Raw genomic sequence first — 17,340 nt, 5'->3', positions numbered from 1 at the left:
CGGGCGTACGCTGGAGCGATGCCTGCTCCCCCCGGTCCCCGCGCCCTGCCCGCAGCCCTGACGGCGGTGCTGGACCTGCTGCGCTGCCCCCGCTGCGGGGAGCAGCTGGCCCCGGCCGACGGCTCCCTGCGCTGCCCAGTGCGGCACACCTTCGACGTGGCGCGGGCAGGCTACGCCTCCCTGCTCACCGGCACCGCAGCGACCAGCGGGGACGACGACGAGATGGCGCGGGCCCGGGACAGGTTCCTCGGCAGCGGCGCCTACGCACCGATCCGGGACCTGATCACCGAGCTGGTGGGCAGCCAAGTGGGGGCACGCAGTGCTGCGGGCGCTCCTCCCGCCGTGCTGGACGTGGGCTGCGGCACCGGCTACTACCTGGCGGGGCTGCTGGAGCGCCTGCCCTCGGCGCGAGGGCTGGGGCTGGACACCTCGACGCGTGCCCTGCGGTTCGCGGCCCGCGCCCATGAACGTGCCGCCGCGGCCAGCTGGGACGTGTTCTCACCATTCCCCCTGCGGGACGCCAGCGTGGAGGTGCTGCTGGACGTGTTCGCCCCCCGAAACCCGGCCGAGTTCGCACGGGTGCTGACGCCCGAGGGCGTGCTGGTGGTGGTGCGGCCCGCACCGGGGCACCTCACCGAGCTGCGTGACGTGGTCCCCGGGATGGTCTCCCTGGACCCGCACAAGGAGGAGCGCCTGCACCGGGTGCTGGATCCCCTGTTCAGCACGGAGCGCACCGAGGAGCTGCGGTACCCGGTGGACCTGACAGCGGCATCCGCCCGTGACCTGGTGAGGATGACGCCCAGTGCCCGCCACGTCGATGCCGGGCAGCTCGAGGCCGCGGTGCCGTCGGACCTGACGGTGACCGTCAGCGTGGTGGCGAGCTCCCATCGGGTGCTGCCGGAGCGTTGAGCGCCTTGTAGAGGCTCAGGGCCAGCGCCGTGCGGTCCCGGGCCTCGAGCTTGCGCAGCAGTGAGGAGACATGGTTCTTCACGGTCCCCTCCGCGAGCACCAGCTCGGCGGCGATCTCGGAATTGCTGCGTCCCTCGGCCACCTGCTCGGCCACCAGGCGCTCGGTGCGGGTGAGCACCGCCAGGGCTCCCGACCCCTCGCCGCCCGATGCGCCCCCGCTTCCTTCGCCGCCGCCGTTCGGCGAGCGTTCCGGCCCTGTCCGACGCATCGCGATGCGCGCGACGCGGGGGTCGATCACCATCCCGCCGTCGGCCACGGACCGGATCGCGTCGGCCAGCGCATCGGTGGAGGTGTCCTTGAGCAGGAACCCGGCCGCCCCCGCGGCCAGCGCTCCCGTCACCACCAGTTCGCCGTCGAAGGTGGTCAGCAGCAGTACCGGCAGCTCGGGGTGCTCCGCGGCGCAGCGGGCCACCAGCTCGATGCCGTCCATGCCGGGCATGCGCACATCGGCCAGGACCACGTCGGGAGTGAAGCGGGCGATGACGGCGAGAGCCTCGCGCCCATCGGCCGCCTCGCCGACGATCTCGATACCGTCCACGGTGGACAGCAGCATCGCGATCCCTCTGCGCAGCAGCTGCTGGTCGTCGACCAGGACGATCCGCACCGTCGGGCTCATCGCGCCGCCTCCTCGCTCCGCGCGGCCATGCCATCGGCGAAACCGGCGGCACGCCCCCGATCGATGCGGACGCACAGCACGAACCTGTCGCCCTCACGAGCCGCGGTCACGCCCCCGCCCAGTGCTTCGGCCCGGGCGGCGAGCCCGCGCAGACCGAATCCCGCAGTGGCCGCGCCCACGGGGACGCCATGGCCGAGGGACGGCGCGATGTCGTTGATCATGCGCATCACCACGTCCTGCCCCTCGATGCCCACGCTGATCCTCACCCGGGAGGCCCGGCTGTGGCGCAGAGCGTTGGTCAGCCCTTCCTGAGCGGCGCGGTACAGCAGCAGGGAGGCGTCCTGACCGAGCTCGGGCTCCTCGCCCTCGGCATCCACGTCCACCTCCAGCCCGGTGCCGCGGAAGGACTCGGCGATCGCCTCGAGTGCGGCGACGCCGGTCGCATCCGGATCCCTCACGGGGCTCAGTGCCCGCACCCAGGTGCGCATCTCGGCGAGCGCTTCGCGCGCGGTGGCATCGGCGCCTGCGACCTCGGCCCAGGCCGCCTCGGGGTCGTTCTGCCTCGCACGTCCCGCGAACTCCAGGCTCATGGAGATCAGCGTCAACCGGTGGCCGAGACCGTCGTGGAGGTCCCGGGCGGAGCGGGCTCGTTCGTCGGCCAGCAGCAGCTCCTTCTCGATCTCCGCCGTGCGACGCAGCCGCGCGAGCGCGCTCTCGAGCCTGTCCAGTGCCTCGTCCCGCTCGGCGATGGCACGCAGGTCACGATGGTGGGCCTGGTGGTAGGCCCGAAACAGCTCTCCCAGGGCGATGCCGAAGCCCAGCAGGATGGCGATCGGCACCGAGTTGAGAAGGCCTACCACCCAGCCGGTCTCCCCGATCCCGTGCAGCACGGTCCCGGTGATCACGACCGCCGCCGCTGCCACCGCGCCTGCGGAGCGACCGACGTCCACGACCAGCAGCGCCACCCCCAGCACCAGGACGGGGATGGTGAAGCCGACCGATCCGGACACGGCCACCGGGATCAGCCCGATCGCGACCGCCGCGCTGAGGATCGCCCTGCGTCGGGCAGTCCCGGCGCGTGCGCGCATCCACCATGCCATGGCGATCACCGGTGCCATCCCTGCGTACACCACTGCGACCTGCAGCTGGCCGGGCGACCACAGCGGCTCGGACACCAGCACCCCGACCGCCGCCAGCACCAGGCACGCCAGCGAGACCAGCTGCAGCGGGGGCAGCATCCGCCGGATCAGGGGCGCATCAGGCATGTCGGAGGGCACGATCCCACCGTAGAGCCTCGCTGCGGCACGGACCCATGACCGGGGTCATGATCACGGTGCCGCGGGTCATCCTGCGGTCGCCGGGATCGTGACCGCAGGGCCGCGAGAGGCGTGCAACCCCGTTCGTAGCGTCGAGGCCATGGACACCAGAACTGAACCCACGCCCTGCTCCGACTCGACTCCCCCGCTCCCGACTTCCTCGACCCGGTCCCCCTCGCCACCGTCCCCCACCCATCCGCGCCTGCCGGCATGGGCGCGGGCCGCCGTGCCCGGCGTGCTGTTCCTGCCCGCCGCCTCGGCCGGTCTGGTCCTGATGCTGGTGCCGGGATTCGCCGACATCATGGAGGGGCGAGGGCTGACGCCGATCCTCGCCTTCACGGTCTACGCGGCCGTGGTGCTGGCAGCGTATGTGCTGATCTCCTGGGCGCTGGTGCGGTGGGTGGATCGCAGGCCGTTCCGGTCCCTGGGGCTGCGCCCGGGCAGGCGGGCTCTGTTCGCGCTGCTTGCCGGGTACGGCATCGCTCAGGTGATCGCCCTGCTGGTCCAGGGCTCCGCGCAGGCACTGGGCATCGGCCGTTCGGTGCTGCCCGAGGAGCTCGCCGCCCAGATGGCGGGCGTCTCCCTCCTCACGGTGATCGCGGTGAGCCTGGTGCGCTCCTTCCTGCTGCAGGGCATCGGTGAGGAGGTGCTGTTCCGCGGCTACCTGCTGCAGACCCTGCGTCGGCGGCCCGTGCTCGCGGTGCTGATCGCGGCGGTCGTGTTCACCATCCCGCACCTGGCTTCGAGCGGCGGCCAGCAGGACGCGGTCGAGCGGCTGCTGTACCTGGCGCTCCCGTTCGGCTTCGCGATCAGCGCCGGGTTCCTGGCCATCGCCCTGCGATCCTTGTGGGCGGCGGTCGGCATCCACGGCGGCTTCCACCTGGCGATGGCGGTCACGATGCTGCTGGGCCTGACGGCCGATGGGCCCGCGGTATGGCTGATGTTCGGCCTGGCACACACGGCGGTCGGGGTGGTGATCGCCGTGCTGATCCCCCGCCGGCGCTGGGACGAGGTGCGCGAGCACGGCCCCTACGGGTCGTGACCGGCAGCGGCGCACCCGTGACCGGCATCGGGGCACCGTGACTGGCATCGGGGCACCGGTGACCGTATGGTCCAGGCAGGCCCTCTCATCGCAGGAGTGACAGATGACCAGCAACGACGCTGACCGCACCCCCCTCTCACCGAGCACCTCCGCGGCGGGGTCCCCCGGTGGCCGCCCATGGGCGCGACGCGGCACAGCAGTGCGGAGCGCGCAGCACGCTGCCGGAGCCACTGGCACCGCCGACACCACCGGCACCGCCGGCACGACTCGTGCCGCAGGCGAGGCTGCCGCTCCTGCCGCGGCCTTCCACCGCTCCCTGCCCGGCTACGCGTCCACCCCACTGCTGCCCGCCACGGGTCTCGCGCAGCGCTGGGGCGTGGGCGAGGTGCTGGTCAAGGACGAGTCCGCCCGCCTCGGTCTGCCGGCGTTCAAGATCCTGGGGGCATCCTGGGCTGTGGCCCACGCGGTTCCCGCCGCGGTGGGGCGCAGGCCCGCCGGTTCCTGGGAGGAACTGCAGGACGCGGCCGACGGGAGCGGTCTCACCCTGGTCACCGCGACCGACGGCAACCATGGTCGGGCCCTCGCGCACCTCGCCCGTCTGCTGGGCCTTGACGCCCGCATCTACACACCCGACGGGGTGGGGGCCCCGGCCCTGGAGGCGATCCGCGCCGAGGGTGCCGAGCTGGTGGAGCACGGCGGGGTGTACGACGACGCCGTACGGGAGGCCACCGCGAGCATCGGCGAGCGCGAACTGCTGGTCCAGGACACCGCCTGGGACGGGTACGAGCAGATCCCGGCCCTGATCAACGAGGGGTACGCCACCCTGTTCGCCGAGATCGACGACGCACTCGATGGGACTGCCGGCGGTCCGCTCACCTCGCGCGATCTGCTGGTGGTGCCCACCGGGGTGGGGTCCCTGCTGCAGGCCGCGCTCACTCATGCCCGCTCCCGTGCCGACGGCCCGCGCGTGCTCGCAGTGGAACCGGTCAGCGCCGCCTGCGCGACAGCGTCCCTCGCCGCCGGGGAACCCGTCATGGTCCCGGCCGACGTGGTGACGACGATGGCGGGTCTGAACTGCGGCACCCTCTCCGACCTGGCGTGGCCGGCGATCAAGGACGGCCTGGACGCTGGGATCGGCGTCACCGATGCGGAGACTGCCCAGGCGATCGAGGACCTGCAGGCCGACGGGGTGCGCTCCGGACCCTGCGGTGCGGCCTCGGCCGCCGCCGTCACCGCGATGCTCACGATGCCCGAGGCGCTGGAGCTGGGGCCCACCTCCCGGGTGGTGCTGGTGAGCACCGAGGGGCGCTGAGACCCGGACCGGACGCCACGGCCCGTAGCTCAGTGCATGTTGCCGGGGCTCAGCGCAGGTGCCCCACCACCCCTTCGACGGCGGCCAGCACCGAGCCGTCCCGGAGCCGCTCCTCGGCCTCGGCGATGTCCGGGGCCAGGAACCGGTCCGGGCCGGGTCCGGGCACCGTCTCGCGCAGCACGGCGATCGCGGCGAGGCCCGCCGGGGAGGGCGCCAGCGGGGCACGCAGGTCCACCGCACGCGCGGCGGTGAGCAGTTCGATCGCGAGCACCCGCCGCAGGTTCTCCACGCTGGTGCGGAGCTTGCGGGCGGCGTGCCAGCCCATGGAGACGTGGTCCTCCTGCATCGCCGAGGAGGGGATGGAGTCGACGCTGGCGGGCATCGCCAGGCGCTTCATCTCCGAGACCAGGGCGGCCTGCGTGTACTGGGCGATCATGAAGCCGGAGTCCACCCCCGGGTCATCCGCCAGGAACGGCGGCAGGCCGTGGGAGCGGGCTTTGTCGAGCATCCGGTCGGTGCGTCGCTCGGCGATGGAGGCGAGGTCCGCGGCGACCACGGCCAGGAAGTCCAGCACGTAGGCCACGGGGGCGCCGTGGAAGTTGCCGTTGGAGGTGACGGTGCCGTCCTCGAGCACGACGGGGTTGTCGATGGAGGCGGCCAGTTCGCGGTCGGCGACGGTGCGGGCGTGGTCGATGGTGTCGCGCACGCCGCCGGCGACCTGGGGTGCGCAGCGCAGGGAGTAGGCGTCCTGCACGCGGGACCCCTCGGAGGCGACGTCGGCGATGATCGGGGAGCCCTCCAGCAGCGCGAGGATGTTCGCGGCCGAGGCCTCCTGCCCCGGGTGGGGGCGCAGCGGGGCGTGCAGCTCGGGGCGGAACACGCCGTCGCGGCCTCGCAAGCCCTGCACGGTCAGCGAGCAGGTGACGTCGGCCAGGCGCACCAGGTCATCGAGGTCCGCGATGGCCATCAGCAGCATTCCGAGCATCCCGTCGGTTCCGTTGATCAGCGCCAGTCCCTCCTTCTCGGCGAGCTCCACCGGTTCGATGCCGGCCTCGGTGAGCAGCTCGCGCACGGGGCGCTCGGTGCCGTCGCGGTCCCGGGCTCGCCCCTCCCCCATCAGCACCAGGGCGCAGTGGGACAGCGGTGCGAGATCTCCGGAGCAGCCCAGGGACCCGTACTCGTGGACGATCGGGGTGATGTGCGCGTTCAGCAGCGCGAGCATGTTCTCCAGCACGACGGGCCGCACGCCGGTGCGGCCGGAGGCGAGGGTGCGGGCGCGCAGCAGCATCAGGGCGCGCACCACCTCGGTCTCCACCTCAGGGCCGGCGCCGGCGGCGTGGGAGCGGATCAGCGAGCGCTGCAGGGCACCGCGCATCACTGGCTCGATGGCGGTGTCGGCGAGCGCCCCGAAGCCGGTGGAGACGCCGTACACGGGGGCGTGACCGGGTGCGGCGAGCGCGTCGACGTGGGCGCGCACCCGGGCCACCTCCTCCCGTGCAGCGGGGTCGAGGTCCACAGGTGCGCCGTGGCGGGCGACCGACAGGACGTCGGCGGCGGTGAGACCGTCGGTGCCGAGGGTGACGGGCTGCCGGGCAACGGAGGAGGCGGTGCGGGAGGCGGGCTGGGAGGTCATGGGTGCTCCTGGGGCTGGGTGGGGAAGCGACGAGGCGAATGGGGCGCCGACGGGTCAGAGGATCTGCTTGCCGCGCCGCCACACCGCGTGGGTGAGCGGCATGCCGGGACGGTAGGCGAGGTGGATGGCGGCGGGGGCGTCCAGCACGTGCAGGTCCGCCCGAGCGCCGACGCCGAGGTGGCCCACGTCGTCGCGACGCAGAGCCAGAGCCCCGCCCCGGGTGGCAGCGCGGACGGCCTCGGCCAGGGTGAGGCGCATCTGCAGCACGGCGGTGGCCACACAGAAGGCCATCGAGGAGGTGTAGCTGGTGCCGGGGTTGCAGTTCGAGGCGATTGCGAGCTGGGCCCCGGCGTCGAGCAGTGACCTGGCAGGTGCGAGCGGGGCGCGGGTGGAGAGGTCGCAGGCCGGCAGCACGGTCGCGACGGTGGGGCCCTGCTGTACCGAGAGCTGCCCGGGGGCCGCTCCGGGCGCGACGGGCAGACTCGCGGTCCCGGCGAGGGCGTCGATGTCGGAGGGGTCGAGGTGGTTCAGATGGTCCACGCTCGCCGCCCCCAGCTCACAGGCCAGCTGTGCGCCGCCGGTGCGGCCCAGCTGGTTGCCGTGCACCCGCAGGCCCAGGCCGGCCTCGATGCCGGCGTGCAGCACACGGGCGGACTGCTCGGGGTCAAAGACACCGTCCTCACAGAACACGTCGATCCAGCGCAGCGCCGGCCCCGCCGCATCGCGCACCGCCTCGAGCATGGGACCGGCCACCAGGTCCACGTACTCCTGCGCCCGGCCCTGGTACTCCGCGGGCACCAGGTGCGCGCCGAGGTAGGTGATCTCGTCGATCTCACCGGCGGCATGGAGCTGGGCCAGCAGGCGGGCAGCCCGGGCCTCCTCGTCCACGGTGAGGCCGTACCCGGTCTTGGTCTCCAGGCAGGTGGTGCCGCCGCGGGCGGCCTCGACGATCCGCCTGCGCAGCAGCGCCAGCAGCTCCTCGTCACTGGCGGCTCGGGTGGCATCGGTGGTCACGGCGATGCCCCCGGCGGCGTAGGACTCCCCTGCCATCCTGGCCTCGAACTCGCCGGAGCGGTCCCCGGCGAACACGAGGTGGGTATGGGAGTCCACCCAGCCCGGAAGCACGGCCCGGCCACCCAGGTCCACCTGGTCGTCGGCCGCGGGGGCCTGGGCGCCAGGGCCGGTCCAGGCGATGCGGCCAGAGTCGATCACCAGGGCGGCATCAGCGATCACCTGCCCCTCGGTGGCGCCTGCGGGCAGGGCCTGCGGGTCCTCCAGCGCCGGGTCCAGGGTCCACAGCTCGGAGATGCCGGTGAGCAGGGTGGCGGTCACTGGGCAGTCCCGTCAGCCGTGCTGCCGTCGACCGTGCTGCCGTCGACCGTGCAGCCATCGGTCGTGCTGCCGTCGACGGTGTCATTCCGGTCCCCGCTGTCGCGGATGGTGGGCTCCATCGGCACCCGCACCCCGCGCTCACGTGCCACGTCCGCAGCGCGGGAGTAGCCGGCGTCCACGTGGCGGATCACGCCGAGTGCGGGATCGTTGGTGAGCAGCCGCTCGAGCTTCTGGGCCGCCAGGTCGGTGCCGTCGGCCACGCCCACCTGCCCGGCGTGGATGGAGCGGCCGATGCCCACGCCGCCGCCGTGGTGGATGGACACCCAGGTGGCACCGGAGGAGGTGGCGGTCAGGGCGTTCAGCAAAGGCCAGTCGGCGATGGCGTCGGAGCCGTCCAGCATGCCCTCGGTCTCCCGGTACGGGGAGGCCACCGAACCGGAGTCGAGGTGGTCGCGGCCGATCACGATGGGGGCCTTCACCTTGCCCTCGCGCACCAGTTCGTTGAACAGCAGCCCCGCCTGCTGGCGCTCCCCGTAGCCCAGCCAGCAGATCCGGGCCGGCAGCCCCTCGAACTCCACCAGCTCACCGGCGGCGTCCAGCCAGCGGTGCAGGTGCTCGTTCTTCGGGAACAGCTCCTTCATCGCGGCGTCGGTGACGGCGATGTCCTGCGGATCGCCGGACAGTGCCACCCAGCGGAACGGTCCCAGGCCCTCGCAGAACAGGGGGCGGATGTAGGCGGGGACGAAGCCTGGGAAGGCGAAGGCGCGGTCGTAGCCGGCGTGGCGGGCCTCGTCGCGGATGGAGTTGCCGTAGTCGAACACCTCGGCGCCCTCGTCCTGGAACTCCACCATGGCCTGCACCTGGCGGGCCATGGACTCGCGGGACTTCTTGGTGAAGCCCTCGGCATCGGCCTCGGACTCGGCCTGCCAGTGCTCCACGTCCACCTCGAGCGGCAGGTAGGACAGGGGGTCGTGGGCACTGGTCTGGTCGGTGACCACGTCGATGGTGATCTCGCCGGCGCGGTGGCGCTCGAGCAGTGCCGGGAACACCTCGGCGGCGTTGCCGACGATGCCGACGGACACCGCGCGCTTCTCCTCGCGGGCGGCATTGGCGCGGGCCACGGCGTCGTCGAGGTCGTCGGCGATCTCGTCGAGGTAGCGCTTGGAGACCCGGCGCTCCAGGCGACTGCGGTCCACGTCGGCGATCAGGCACACCCCGCCGTTGAGGGTGACCGCCAGTGGCTGCGCGCCGCCCATGCCACCGCAGCCGCCGGTGAGGGTGATCGTGCCGGCCAGCGTGCCGTCGAAGCGCTTGCGGGCCACCGCCGCGAAGGTCTCGTAGGTGCCCTGGAGGATGCCCTGGGTGGCGATGTAGATCCAGGAGCCGGCGGTCATCTGTCCGTACATCATCAGGCCCGCGGCCTCCAAGCGGCGGAACTCGGGCCAGGTGGCCCAGTCCCCCACCAGGTTGGAGTTGGCCAGCAGCACCCGTGGGGCCCAGGGGTTGGTGCGCAGCACACCCACGGGCTTGCCGGACTGCACCAGCAGGGTCTCGTCGTCCTCGAGGTCGGTGAGGGTCTCCACGATCGCGTCGAAGGCCTCCCAGGAGCGGGCGGCGCGGCCGGTGCCGCCGTAGACAACCAGGTCGTCCGGGCGCTCGGCCACCTCGGGGTCGAGGTTGTTCATGAGCATCCGCAGGGGGGCCTCGGTCTGCCAGCTCTTCGCGGTCAGGTCGGTGCCGCGGGGTGCGCGGACGGGGCGGGCGCCGGGAAGGCTCATCGGGTGCTCCTGGGTCGCAGCGGTGGGACCCCACCAGCACAGCACGGAGGCGGGAGGGGGGCGAGAGCTGACGACGGGGTCCTGTCCGGGATACCGGACAGACAGGGAACGGGGGCCGGGGGAGGTATGTACGGTGCGGAGGTGCCACCATGGGGCCAGCTCACCGACTCGCCCGCACTGCTACCCCGTCACCCCCTCGGGAGGACCACCATGGGACCCACCAATGCCTCTGAGCACCTGGACGCCTGGACCGGACGCACCGACGGCGACGGCCCCGAGCACGCGCGCTGGCACCAACGGGTGCACGGCGCTGATGGTGCCCACGACCCGCACGTCTCAGTGCTCGGCTTCCGCTCCGATGAAGGCGTGCGCCGCAACGGGGGGCGCGTGGGCGCAGCCGACGGTCCGGCCTCGCTGCGTTCGGCCCTGTCGCCTCTGGTGCCGCACCCCTTGATCGCCGACGGATCAGTGGACCTGGTCGACCACGGGGACGCAGTGACCCTGGGCGAGGACCTCGAAGCCGGGCATCGTGATACCGCTGCTCTCATCACCACCTCCCTCCGGGCACCCGGGTCCGTCCTGACCGTGGTGCTGGGTGGAGGCCATGAGACCGCCTGGGCGAGCTACTTGGGGCTGGTGCGCTCACTGGAGGCCCGAAGCCCTGGCTACCGCACCCCCGCCACCGCGGCCACGTTCCCACGCTGGGGCGTGCTGAACCTCGACGCCCACTTCGACCTGCGCCGAGAGCCCCGCTCCACCTCCGGCACGCCGTTCCTCCAGATGGCCGAGGCGGAGCGAGCCGCCGGCCGGACCCTGCAGTATGCGGTGCTGGGGATCTCCGAGGCCAACAACACCGGCACCCTGTTCTCGGCAGCACGCGAGCACGGGGTGCGGTGGATGACCGACCTGGAATGCCTGGACGGCGGCGTTGAGGCGGTGCGGGCGTTCGTGGAGGACTTCACGCGCGGGCTGGACATCCTGTATCTCACGATCGACCTGGACGTACTGCCGGCGGCCACCGCCCCGGGCGTGAGCGCCCCGGCCGGGCTCGGCGTGCCACTGCCGATGATCGTGGAGGCAGTCCGTGCGGCCGCCGGCACGGGGAAGCTCACCCTGCTGGACGTGGTGGAGCTGAACCCGGGCCTCGACATCGACTCCCGCACCGCTCGCACCGCAGCACGGCTGATCGACCTGGCGGTGCGCGAGCACCTGGACGCGACCACGCCCCAGGGCTGAACGGCGACAGCCCCTCTCAGGCGGTGCGGCGCAGGCCGAGCAGCACCAGACCGACCGCCATCACCAGGGCACCGGCACCCATCATGATCACGCCCTGCGGCATCACCTCGGCCGCGAACCGCTCCTGGAACACCTGCACCACGGGACCCAGGAACACTGCCTGGTCCACACTGTCCGGCACCACGGTCTCGATCGATCCTGCGAGCCACCACACCGCCAGCCCGGCGAGGATCCCTCCCACCCCGGCCAGAGTGAGGATCACGCGCCGGTGAGCGGCCACGGTGAGGGCCACCAGCACCAGGAGCAGAGCGATGGGTCCCAGCCGATCCGCCCACGGAGCGAGGCCGGAGGCCTTCGTCAGCAATGGCACATCCGGGATGGTGGCCAGGGTGACGGTGGCATCATCGGGCCGCGGGACCTGGATCCCGAAGGGCAGATGGTCCTCGAGGCCGGTGAGGATGCTGTCCACCGCGGGCCCCAGGTCCACGTCCAGGTCCGAGGGGCCCGGGGCGAACAGGGCACCGTGCAGTTCCCGCATGGTCACGTCCCACAGGGAGCCGTAGAGCTGCGTGCCCGTGATCCGCGCAGCCTGTTCCTCCGCCAGGGGCGTGACGCGTTCGGAGACCCAGTCCGGCACCCGTTCGTCGCCGAGGATCTCGGCGACGGCACTGTCGGTGAGGGTGCGCTGGAAGTCCGGGTCATCGGCCAGCGGTTGGGTGACAGCCAGGAAGCCCTGCTGGTCGATGACGGTGCGCTCCACCCAGGAGGCCGGGACCCACAGTGCTCCCAGCACAGCGGCCACCAGCAGCAGGGCGGCGGCCAGGAGATCTCGAACTGCATGCACAGGCTCACGCTATCGGTTCCGGCGGGAATGGGAGCGGCCCCACACCCAGAAAGGGTGCAGGGCCGTGCAGGAGAGGTCGATCAGCCGCCGACGCGGATGAAGGTCCAGTTCCCGGAGTAGATCTTGCGCTCGGTGGTGTCCACGCGGCTGTTGCCGGCATCCACGAACTGGTTGCCACCGGCGTAGATGCCGATGTGGCCGGGCTTGTACACGAGGTCGCCGGGGCGAGCCTCGGAGCGCGGGATCACACGGCCGGCGGCGGCCTGGTCGGAAGCACCGCGGGGCAGGCTGATGCCGTGCTGCGCGTACACCCACTGCACGAAGCCCGAGCAGTCCCAGCCGGACGGGGAGGTACCACCGAACACGTAGGGAGTGCCGATGCCGGAGCGAGCGGTGGCGAGGATGGAGCTGCCCTTGCCGGCGGAGACACCGGAGTTCGAGGACTCCTTCTTCTTCTCGGACTCCTGCTCGGAGCGCGAGGACTCCTCACCTTGCTCGTCGTCGGAGCGGGAGGAACGGTCGTTCGAGCGGGAGGAGCGCTCGTCGTCGGAGCGGGAGGAACGGTCGTTCGAGTGAGAGGAGCGCTCGTCGTCGGAGCGACGCTCCTGGCGGTCCTCACGCTCGCTGCGATCAGAGTTCTCGGAGCGGTCAGTGCGCTCCCCGGCCTGCTCCTCCTGGGCCTGCTCCTCCTCGACAACGGGCTCCGGCTCGGGCTCGGGCTCGGGCTCGGGCTCGGGCTCGGGCTCGGGGAGCGTGACGGAGATGGCGCCGGCGGCGGGGGCCAGCGACGGAGCGGCCTCCTCGGCAGCCTCGGCCGCGGGGATGCCCACGGCGGGGGCGGCCACGGGCAGCAGCACGGGCGCGGCAGCGGCATCGGCCTGGGGTGCCGGGGCATCGGCGCCCGGCTCCGCAACCGCGGCGCTCGCGCCACCGAGCAGGATCCCGGCAGCCATGGCGGCGCCGGCGGCGGCGCGGCCTGCGCGCACGGCGGGGGTCACCGTGCGCACCTGGCGCCGGTGGGTGTTCTTCGCAGTGTTCGACACGTGTGGCTCCCAGCCCCGAGGCTCTCGCCTGTGCGCTCGATGATGCTCGCAGTCCTGATCCGGTGCGCAGCGGGGCTTCCCGGGGGACATGCCCGGCGAGGTCGCCGGGCACGAGTACGACCTTAGGGGCGAGCACCCCTGGCCGTCGCCCGTCCGGGCGGCTTCTGGGGGAGACCTTGACGGAGGCTTTACCCCGCAGCGATCCGAGTCACAAGGAGCTGACCAGCAGTGATGTCGTCGAGCAAGAGCGGGTCACCATCCCCGACCTGCAGGACCGCAGAACCACCCTGCTCCCCCATCTGGGCCTCGGCCCCCGGAAACAGGCCGTGACGTGCAAGTTCGCCCAGCAGCTCGGGGTCGCTCTGGGCCCGCTCCCCGATCCTCTCCAGTCGCACTCGCACGTGCTCGCCAGCGGTGGCGACGTCAGCGAGGGTCTCCAGTGCGTTGGACTGGTCTTTACCGTCCGGCGTGATCGCGGTCTCGGCAATCCCCAGGCTCTGCAGCCCCGGGATCGGGTTGCCGTAGGGATCCACGTAGGGCGGTTCGAGCTGCTGCGCGATGCGCTCCTCGACCGCCAGGCTCATCACGTGCTCCCAGCGACATGCCTCTTCGTGCACCAGGGCGAAGTCCAGGCCGATCACGTCCAGGAGGTGCCGTTCGGCCAGGCGATGCTTTCGCATCACGGCGGTGGCGATCTGCCGGCCCTCGTCGGTGAGGCGGATGCGGCGCTCGGCATCGAGGTGCAGCAGGCCGTCGCGCTCCATGCGTGCAACCGTCTGGGACACGGTGGGTCCGGAGTGCCCGAGGCGCTCGGCGATCCGGGCACGCATCGGCACCACACCGGCCTCACGCAGCTCGAACACCGTCTTGAGGTACATCTCGGTGGTGTCGATGAGATCGCCGCTCATGGTCCCTCCTTCGCGCCCGCGCCGCTGTCGGCCCTAGGAGTCTACCGAGCAGGCGGCGCACGCGATCCCCGGTCAGCCGATCAGGCCCGCCAGATGGAGGAGCACGCCGAAGCCGTTGAGCAGCACATGGGCCAGTACGCACACCCATATCCGGCGCCAGCGAGACCACATCAGCCCCAGGGCAAGACCTGTCGTGCCGTTCATGGCGATCGCGCGCACGGCGTTCTCACCAAGGGCCCCGTCCCCGTGGGAGAAGGTGTGCATCAGCCCGAACAGGATGGAGGCCACCAGGATGCCGGTCCACCGCCCTGCCAGGGCCTCCAGTCGCGTCTGCAGGAAGCGCCGGAACATCAGCTCCTCCCCCAGCCCGGCGGTGATCGCCGTGGCCGTCGCGCCGATCAGCAGGATCGCCAGCGGCGGCCACGTGGCCGGAGCGCCCGGGGAGAAGGGGCCGACCTGCGTCAGCACGCCCAGCAGCAGGGCCGGCAGCACGATGATCCCGACGGGGACCACCGGGCGGGAGATCAGCACCGAGGGGCCGCGGCGTCTCCCGAGCACCGCGAGCACTGCTCCCGGCACGATCAGGAACATCACCGCCTTCAGCAGTACCCAGTCCTCGGGCGTGGGCATCACTGCGCCCAGAAGCGGGAAGCCAACGGCGAGGGCGAGCAGCCCGGCGGTCTCACTGCGAAGCGCCGACGGCAGACGCACGATCACCGCGGAGCCGCCGCGACCGCGCGGCAGGACGAGCGTCATGACGATGACCGCGACGGTCGGGACCAGCAGCAGGGGCACGGGGAGTGCCTCGTACCCGGGGTCACGGGAGACGACCAGCCCCTGGGGGTTCAGGAGTGTCGTGGCCACCACCGCTCCCAGCATGATCGCGGTCAGTGCAGCCAGGGCCCACGGGCGATCTGCGACAGGCTTGCTGGTCTCGGCTGCTGCGCTCATGGGACGAGCCTCCACCACAGTGGCCGATGGCGCCTCCTCCATCGGGAGGAGATCGGCAGGATGATGTGATCGGGCCGGCGCCCCACGATGCACAGCGAAGCGCCCCGGCCCTCCGAGGAGGACCGGGGCGCGCTGCTCAGCGGCGAGAAGGGGTCACAGACCCTTGACGATCTCCCGCATCAGATCGGCGGTCTCGGTGGGGGTCTTGCCCACCTTGACGCCGGCGGCCTCGAGGGCCTCCTTCTTGGCCTGCGCGGTACCGGCCGAGCCGGTCACGATCGCACCGGCGTGGCCCATGGTCTTGCCCTCGGGGGCGGTGAAGCCCGCGACGTAGCCGACCACCGGCTTGGTCATGTTGTCCTTGATGTACGCGGCGGCCCGCTCCTCCGCGTCGCCGCCGATCTCGCCGATCATCACCACGCCGACGGTGTCGGGATCGTTCTCGAACGCCTCCAGGGCGTCGATGTGGGTGGTGCCGATGATCGGGTCACCGCCGATGCCGATGCAGGTGGTGAAGCCGATGTCCGAGAGCTCGTACATCATCTGGTAGGTCAGGGTGCCGGACTTGGAGACCAGGCCCAGCTTGCCCGCACCGGTGATGTTCGCCGGGGTGATGCCCGCGTTGGACTTGCCGGGGCTGATCACGCCGGGGCAGTTCGGGCCGATGATGCGGGTGGTCCCCTTGTCCTTGGAGTAGTTGAAGAACTCCGCGCTGTCCTTGACCGGGATGCCCTCGGTGATGATCACCAGGAGCGGGATCTCGGCGTCGATCGCTTCGATGGCGGCGTCCTTGGCGAACTTCGGCGGCACGAAGACCACGGACACGTTCGCGCCGGTGGCCTCCATCGCCTCCTTCACGGAGCCGAAGACGGGGACCTCGTGGCCTCCCTCGAAGGAGACGGACTGGCCGGCCTTGCGGGGGTTCACCCCGCCCACGATCGCGGTGCCGGAGTCGAGCATGCGCTGGGAGTGCTTCATGCCCTCCGAGCCCGTCATGCCCTGAACGATGACCTTGCTGTTCTCATCGAGAAAGATAGACATGGGTGCGGTTCACTTTCCTTCGGCGGCGAGCTGGGCGACCTTCGCGGCGCCGCCGTCCATGGTGTCGGCCTGGGTGACGAGGGGGTGGGCGAACTCGGCCAGGATGCGGCGGCCCTCCTCGACGTTGTTGCCGTCGAGGCGCACCACCAGCGGCTTGGTGGCGGAGTCGCCGAGCTTCTTCAGCGCGCCGACGATGCCGTTGGCGACCGCGTCGCAGGCAGTGATGCCGCCGAAGACGTTGACGAAGACGGCGGAGACCTGCTCGTCACCGAGGATCACGTCCAGGCCGTTGGCCATCACCTCGGCGGAGGCACCGCCGCCGATGTCCAGGAAGTTCGCGGGCTTCACGCCGTGCTTCTCGCCGGCGTAGGCGACCACGTCGAGGGTGGACATGACCAGGCCCGCGCCGTTGCCGATGATGCCGACCTCGCCGTCGAGCTTGACGTAGTTGAGGTCCAGCGCCTTGGCCTTGGCCTCCAGCGGGTCCTCGGTCTTGGTGTCGACCAGCTCGCCGTGGCCCTCCTGGCGGTAGCCGGCGTTGTCGTCCAGGGTGACCTTGCCGTCCAGGGCGATGATGTCACCTGCACCGGTCTTGACCAGGGGGTTCACCTCCACCAGGGTGGCGTCCTCCTCGCGGTACACGTCCCACAGCTTCTGCAGCACCGGGGCCACCTTGGCGGCGGTCTCGGCGTCGAAGCGGGCGGTCTCGACGATCTCCTTGGCCTTGGCCTCGTCGATGCCCACGTTCGGGTCCACGGCCACGCGAGCCAGGGCCTCGGGGCGCTCCACGGCCAGCTGCTCGATCTCCACGCCGCCCTCGACCGAGCACATGGCCAGGTAGTTGCGGTTGGTGCGATCCAGCAGGAGGGAGAAGTAGTACTCCTCGGCGATGTCGGCGCCCTCGGCGATCATCACGCGGTGCACGGTGTGGCCCTTGATGTCCATGCCGAGGATCTGGGAGGCGTGCTGCTCGGCCTCCTCCGGGGACTTGGCGACCTTCACGCCACCGGCCTTACCGCGCCCGCCCACCTTGACCTGGGCCTTGACGACGGTCACCGGGGTGCCGAGCTGCTCCGCTGCAGCCCTGGCGCTGGCAGGGTCCTCCGCGACGACTCCTCCGAGCACGGGCACGCCGTGCTTCTCGAAGAGGTCGCGGGCCTGGTACTCATACAGGTCCACGGGTTGGGGGTCCTCTCGTTATCGACAGAGGACGGCAGGCCGCGCTCCGGCCTCGGGGCCGTCCCAGGTAACGGGCCCAGCGTATCGCCTCCGGGGCCTTCCGAGGACCTCAGTCCCACCCGGGATGACCACTGTGACCT

General features: G+C 71.8%; 15 protein-coding genes. 4 read left to right on the top strand and 11 right to left on the bottom strand.

Annotated features, from left to right (window positions below):
• The first annotated feature begins 18 nt into the window (after window positions 1-18).
• Entirely contained in the window at window positions 19-909 is an 891-nt protein-coding gene (locus JOD52_RS03030; RefSeq protein ID WP_204408760.1) for a putative RNA methyltransferase, read from the top strand.
• Here JOD52_RS03030 and JOD52_RS03025 read toward each other — a convergent pair.
• Together JOD52_RS03025 and JOD52_RS03020 are read right to left on the bottom strand one after the other, a co-directional pair.
• A complete protein-coding gene (locus JOD52_RS03025) occupies window positions 866-1,585 on the bottom strand; it encodes a response regulator (RefSeq protein WP_204408759.1) in 720 nt (239 codons plus the stop codon). The two genes, JOD52_RS03030 and JOD52_RS03025, sit on opposite strands and share 44 nt — an antisense overlap.
• On the bottom strand, window positions 1,582-2,862 hold the full coding sequence (locus JOD52_RS03020; RefSeq protein WP_204408758.1) for a histidine kinase: 1,281 nt from the start codon (window positions 2,860-2,862) through the stop codon (window positions 1,582-1,584). The genes JOD52_RS03025 and JOD52_RS03020 overlap by 4 nt, the downstream gene beginning before the upstream one ends.
• Before the next feature lie 274 nt (window positions 2,863-3,136).
• Here JOD52_RS03020 and JOD52_RS03015 point away from each other — a divergent pair, with 274 nt between their 5' ends.
• Both JOD52_RS03015 and JOD52_RS03010 read left to right on the top strand, forming a co-directional pair.
• Entirely contained in the window at window positions 3,137-3,943 is an 807-nt protein-coding gene (locus JOD52_RS03015; RefSeq protein WP_204408757.1) for a CPBP family glutamic-type intramembrane protease, read from the top strand.
• Between the two features lie 103 nt (window positions 3,944-4,046).
• On the top strand, window positions 4,047-5,255 hold the full coding sequence (locus tag JOD52_RS03010; RefSeq protein ID WP_204408756.1) for a pyridoxal-phosphate dependent enzyme: 1,209 nt from the start codon (window positions 4,047-4,049) through the stop codon (window positions 5,253-5,255).
• 49 nt (window positions 5,256-5,304) lie between these two features.
• Here the strand turns inward: JOD52_RS03010 and hutH are convergent, their stop codons facing one another.
• The 3 genes from hutH to hutU are packed head-to-tail and all read right to left on the bottom strand — an operon-like array spanning window position 5,305 to window position 9,998.
• The gene (gene hutH / locus JOD52_RS03005) at window positions 5,305-6,888 is read right to left on the bottom strand and encodes a histidine ammonia-lyase (RefSeq protein WP_204408755.1); all 1,584 of its coding nucleotides are present in this window, start codon (window positions 6,886-6,888) and stop codon (window positions 5,305-5,307) included.
• A 54-nt stretch (window positions 6,889-6,942) separates the two neighbouring features.
• Complete coding sequence (locus JOD52_RS03000) at window positions 6,943-8,220, bottom strand: amidohydrolase family protein (RefSeq protein ID WP_204408754.1); 1,278 nt, start codon at window positions 8,218-8,220, stop codon at window positions 6,943-6,945.
• On the bottom strand, window positions 8,217-9,998 hold the full coding sequence (gene hutU / locus JOD52_RS02995; protein ID WP_204408753.1) for a urocanate hydratase: 1,782 nt from the start codon (window positions 9,996-9,998) through the stop codon (window positions 8,217-8,219). The genes JOD52_RS03000 and hutU overlap by 4 nt, the downstream gene beginning before the upstream one ends.
• A 210-nt stretch (window positions 9,999-10,208) precedes the next feature.
• Here hutU and hutG point away from each other — a divergent pair, with 210 nt between their 5' ends.
• On the top strand, window positions 10,209-11,234 hold the full coding sequence (gene hutG, locus JOD52_RS02990; protein WP_017822212.1) for a formimidoylglutamase: 1,026 nt from the start codon (window positions 10,209-10,211) through the stop codon (window positions 11,232-11,234).
• 16 nt (window positions 11,235-11,250) lie between these two features.
• Here the strand turns inward: hutG and JOD52_RS02985 are convergent, their stop codons facing one another.
• From JOD52_RS02985 to sucC, 6 genes are all read right to left on the bottom strand, one after another.
• Entirely contained in the window at window positions 11,251-12,078 is an 828-nt protein-coding gene (locus tag JOD52_RS02985) for a hypothetical protein (RefSeq protein WP_017822213.1), read from the bottom strand.
• A gap of 80 nt (window positions 12,079-12,158) precedes the next feature.
• Complete coding sequence (locus JOD52_RS02980; RefSeq protein WP_204408752.1) at window positions 12,159-13,121, bottom strand: NlpC/P60 family protein; 963 nt, start codon at window positions 13,119-13,121, stop codon at window positions 12,159-12,161.
• A 188-nt stretch (window positions 13,122-13,309) separates the two neighbouring features.
• Window positions 13,310-14,029, bottom strand: coding sequence for a metal-dependent transcriptional regulator (locus tag JOD52_RS02975; protein ID WP_017822215.1), 720 nt, complete (start codon window positions 14,027-14,029; stop codon window positions 13,310-13,312).
• Between the two features lie 72 nt (window positions 14,030-14,101).
• Entirely contained in the window at window positions 14,102-14,980 is an 879-nt protein-coding gene (locus JOD52_RS02970) for a CPBP family intramembrane glutamic endopeptidase (RefSeq protein WP_204408751.1), read from the bottom strand.
• A gap of 153 nt (window positions 14,981-15,133) precedes the next feature.
• Window positions 15,134-16,021, bottom strand: a complete 888-nt coding sequence (sucD, locus tag JOD52_RS02965; protein WP_017822217.1) for a succinate--CoA ligase subunit alpha — start codon at window positions 16,019-16,021, stop codon at window positions 15,134-15,136.
• Window positions 16,022-16,030: 9 nt separating this feature from the next.
• Window positions 16,031-17,200: an ADP-forming succinate--CoA ligase subunit beta gene (gene sucC, locus JOD52_RS02960; RefSeq protein ID WP_204408750.1), complete on the bottom strand. Its 1,170-nt coding sequence runs from the start codon at window positions 17,198-17,200 to the stop codon at window positions 16,031-16,033.
• Between the last annotated feature and the right edge of the window lie 140 nt (window positions 17,201-17,340).

It is taken from the genome of Brachybacterium muris, assembly GCF_016907455.1.
In the GTDB taxonomy this organism is placed as follows: domain Bacteria; phylum Actinomycetota; class Actinomycetes; order Actinomycetales; family Dermabacteraceae; genus Brachybacterium; species Brachybacterium muris.
This window is presented reverse-complemented; position numbering and strand designations above follow the sequence as displayed.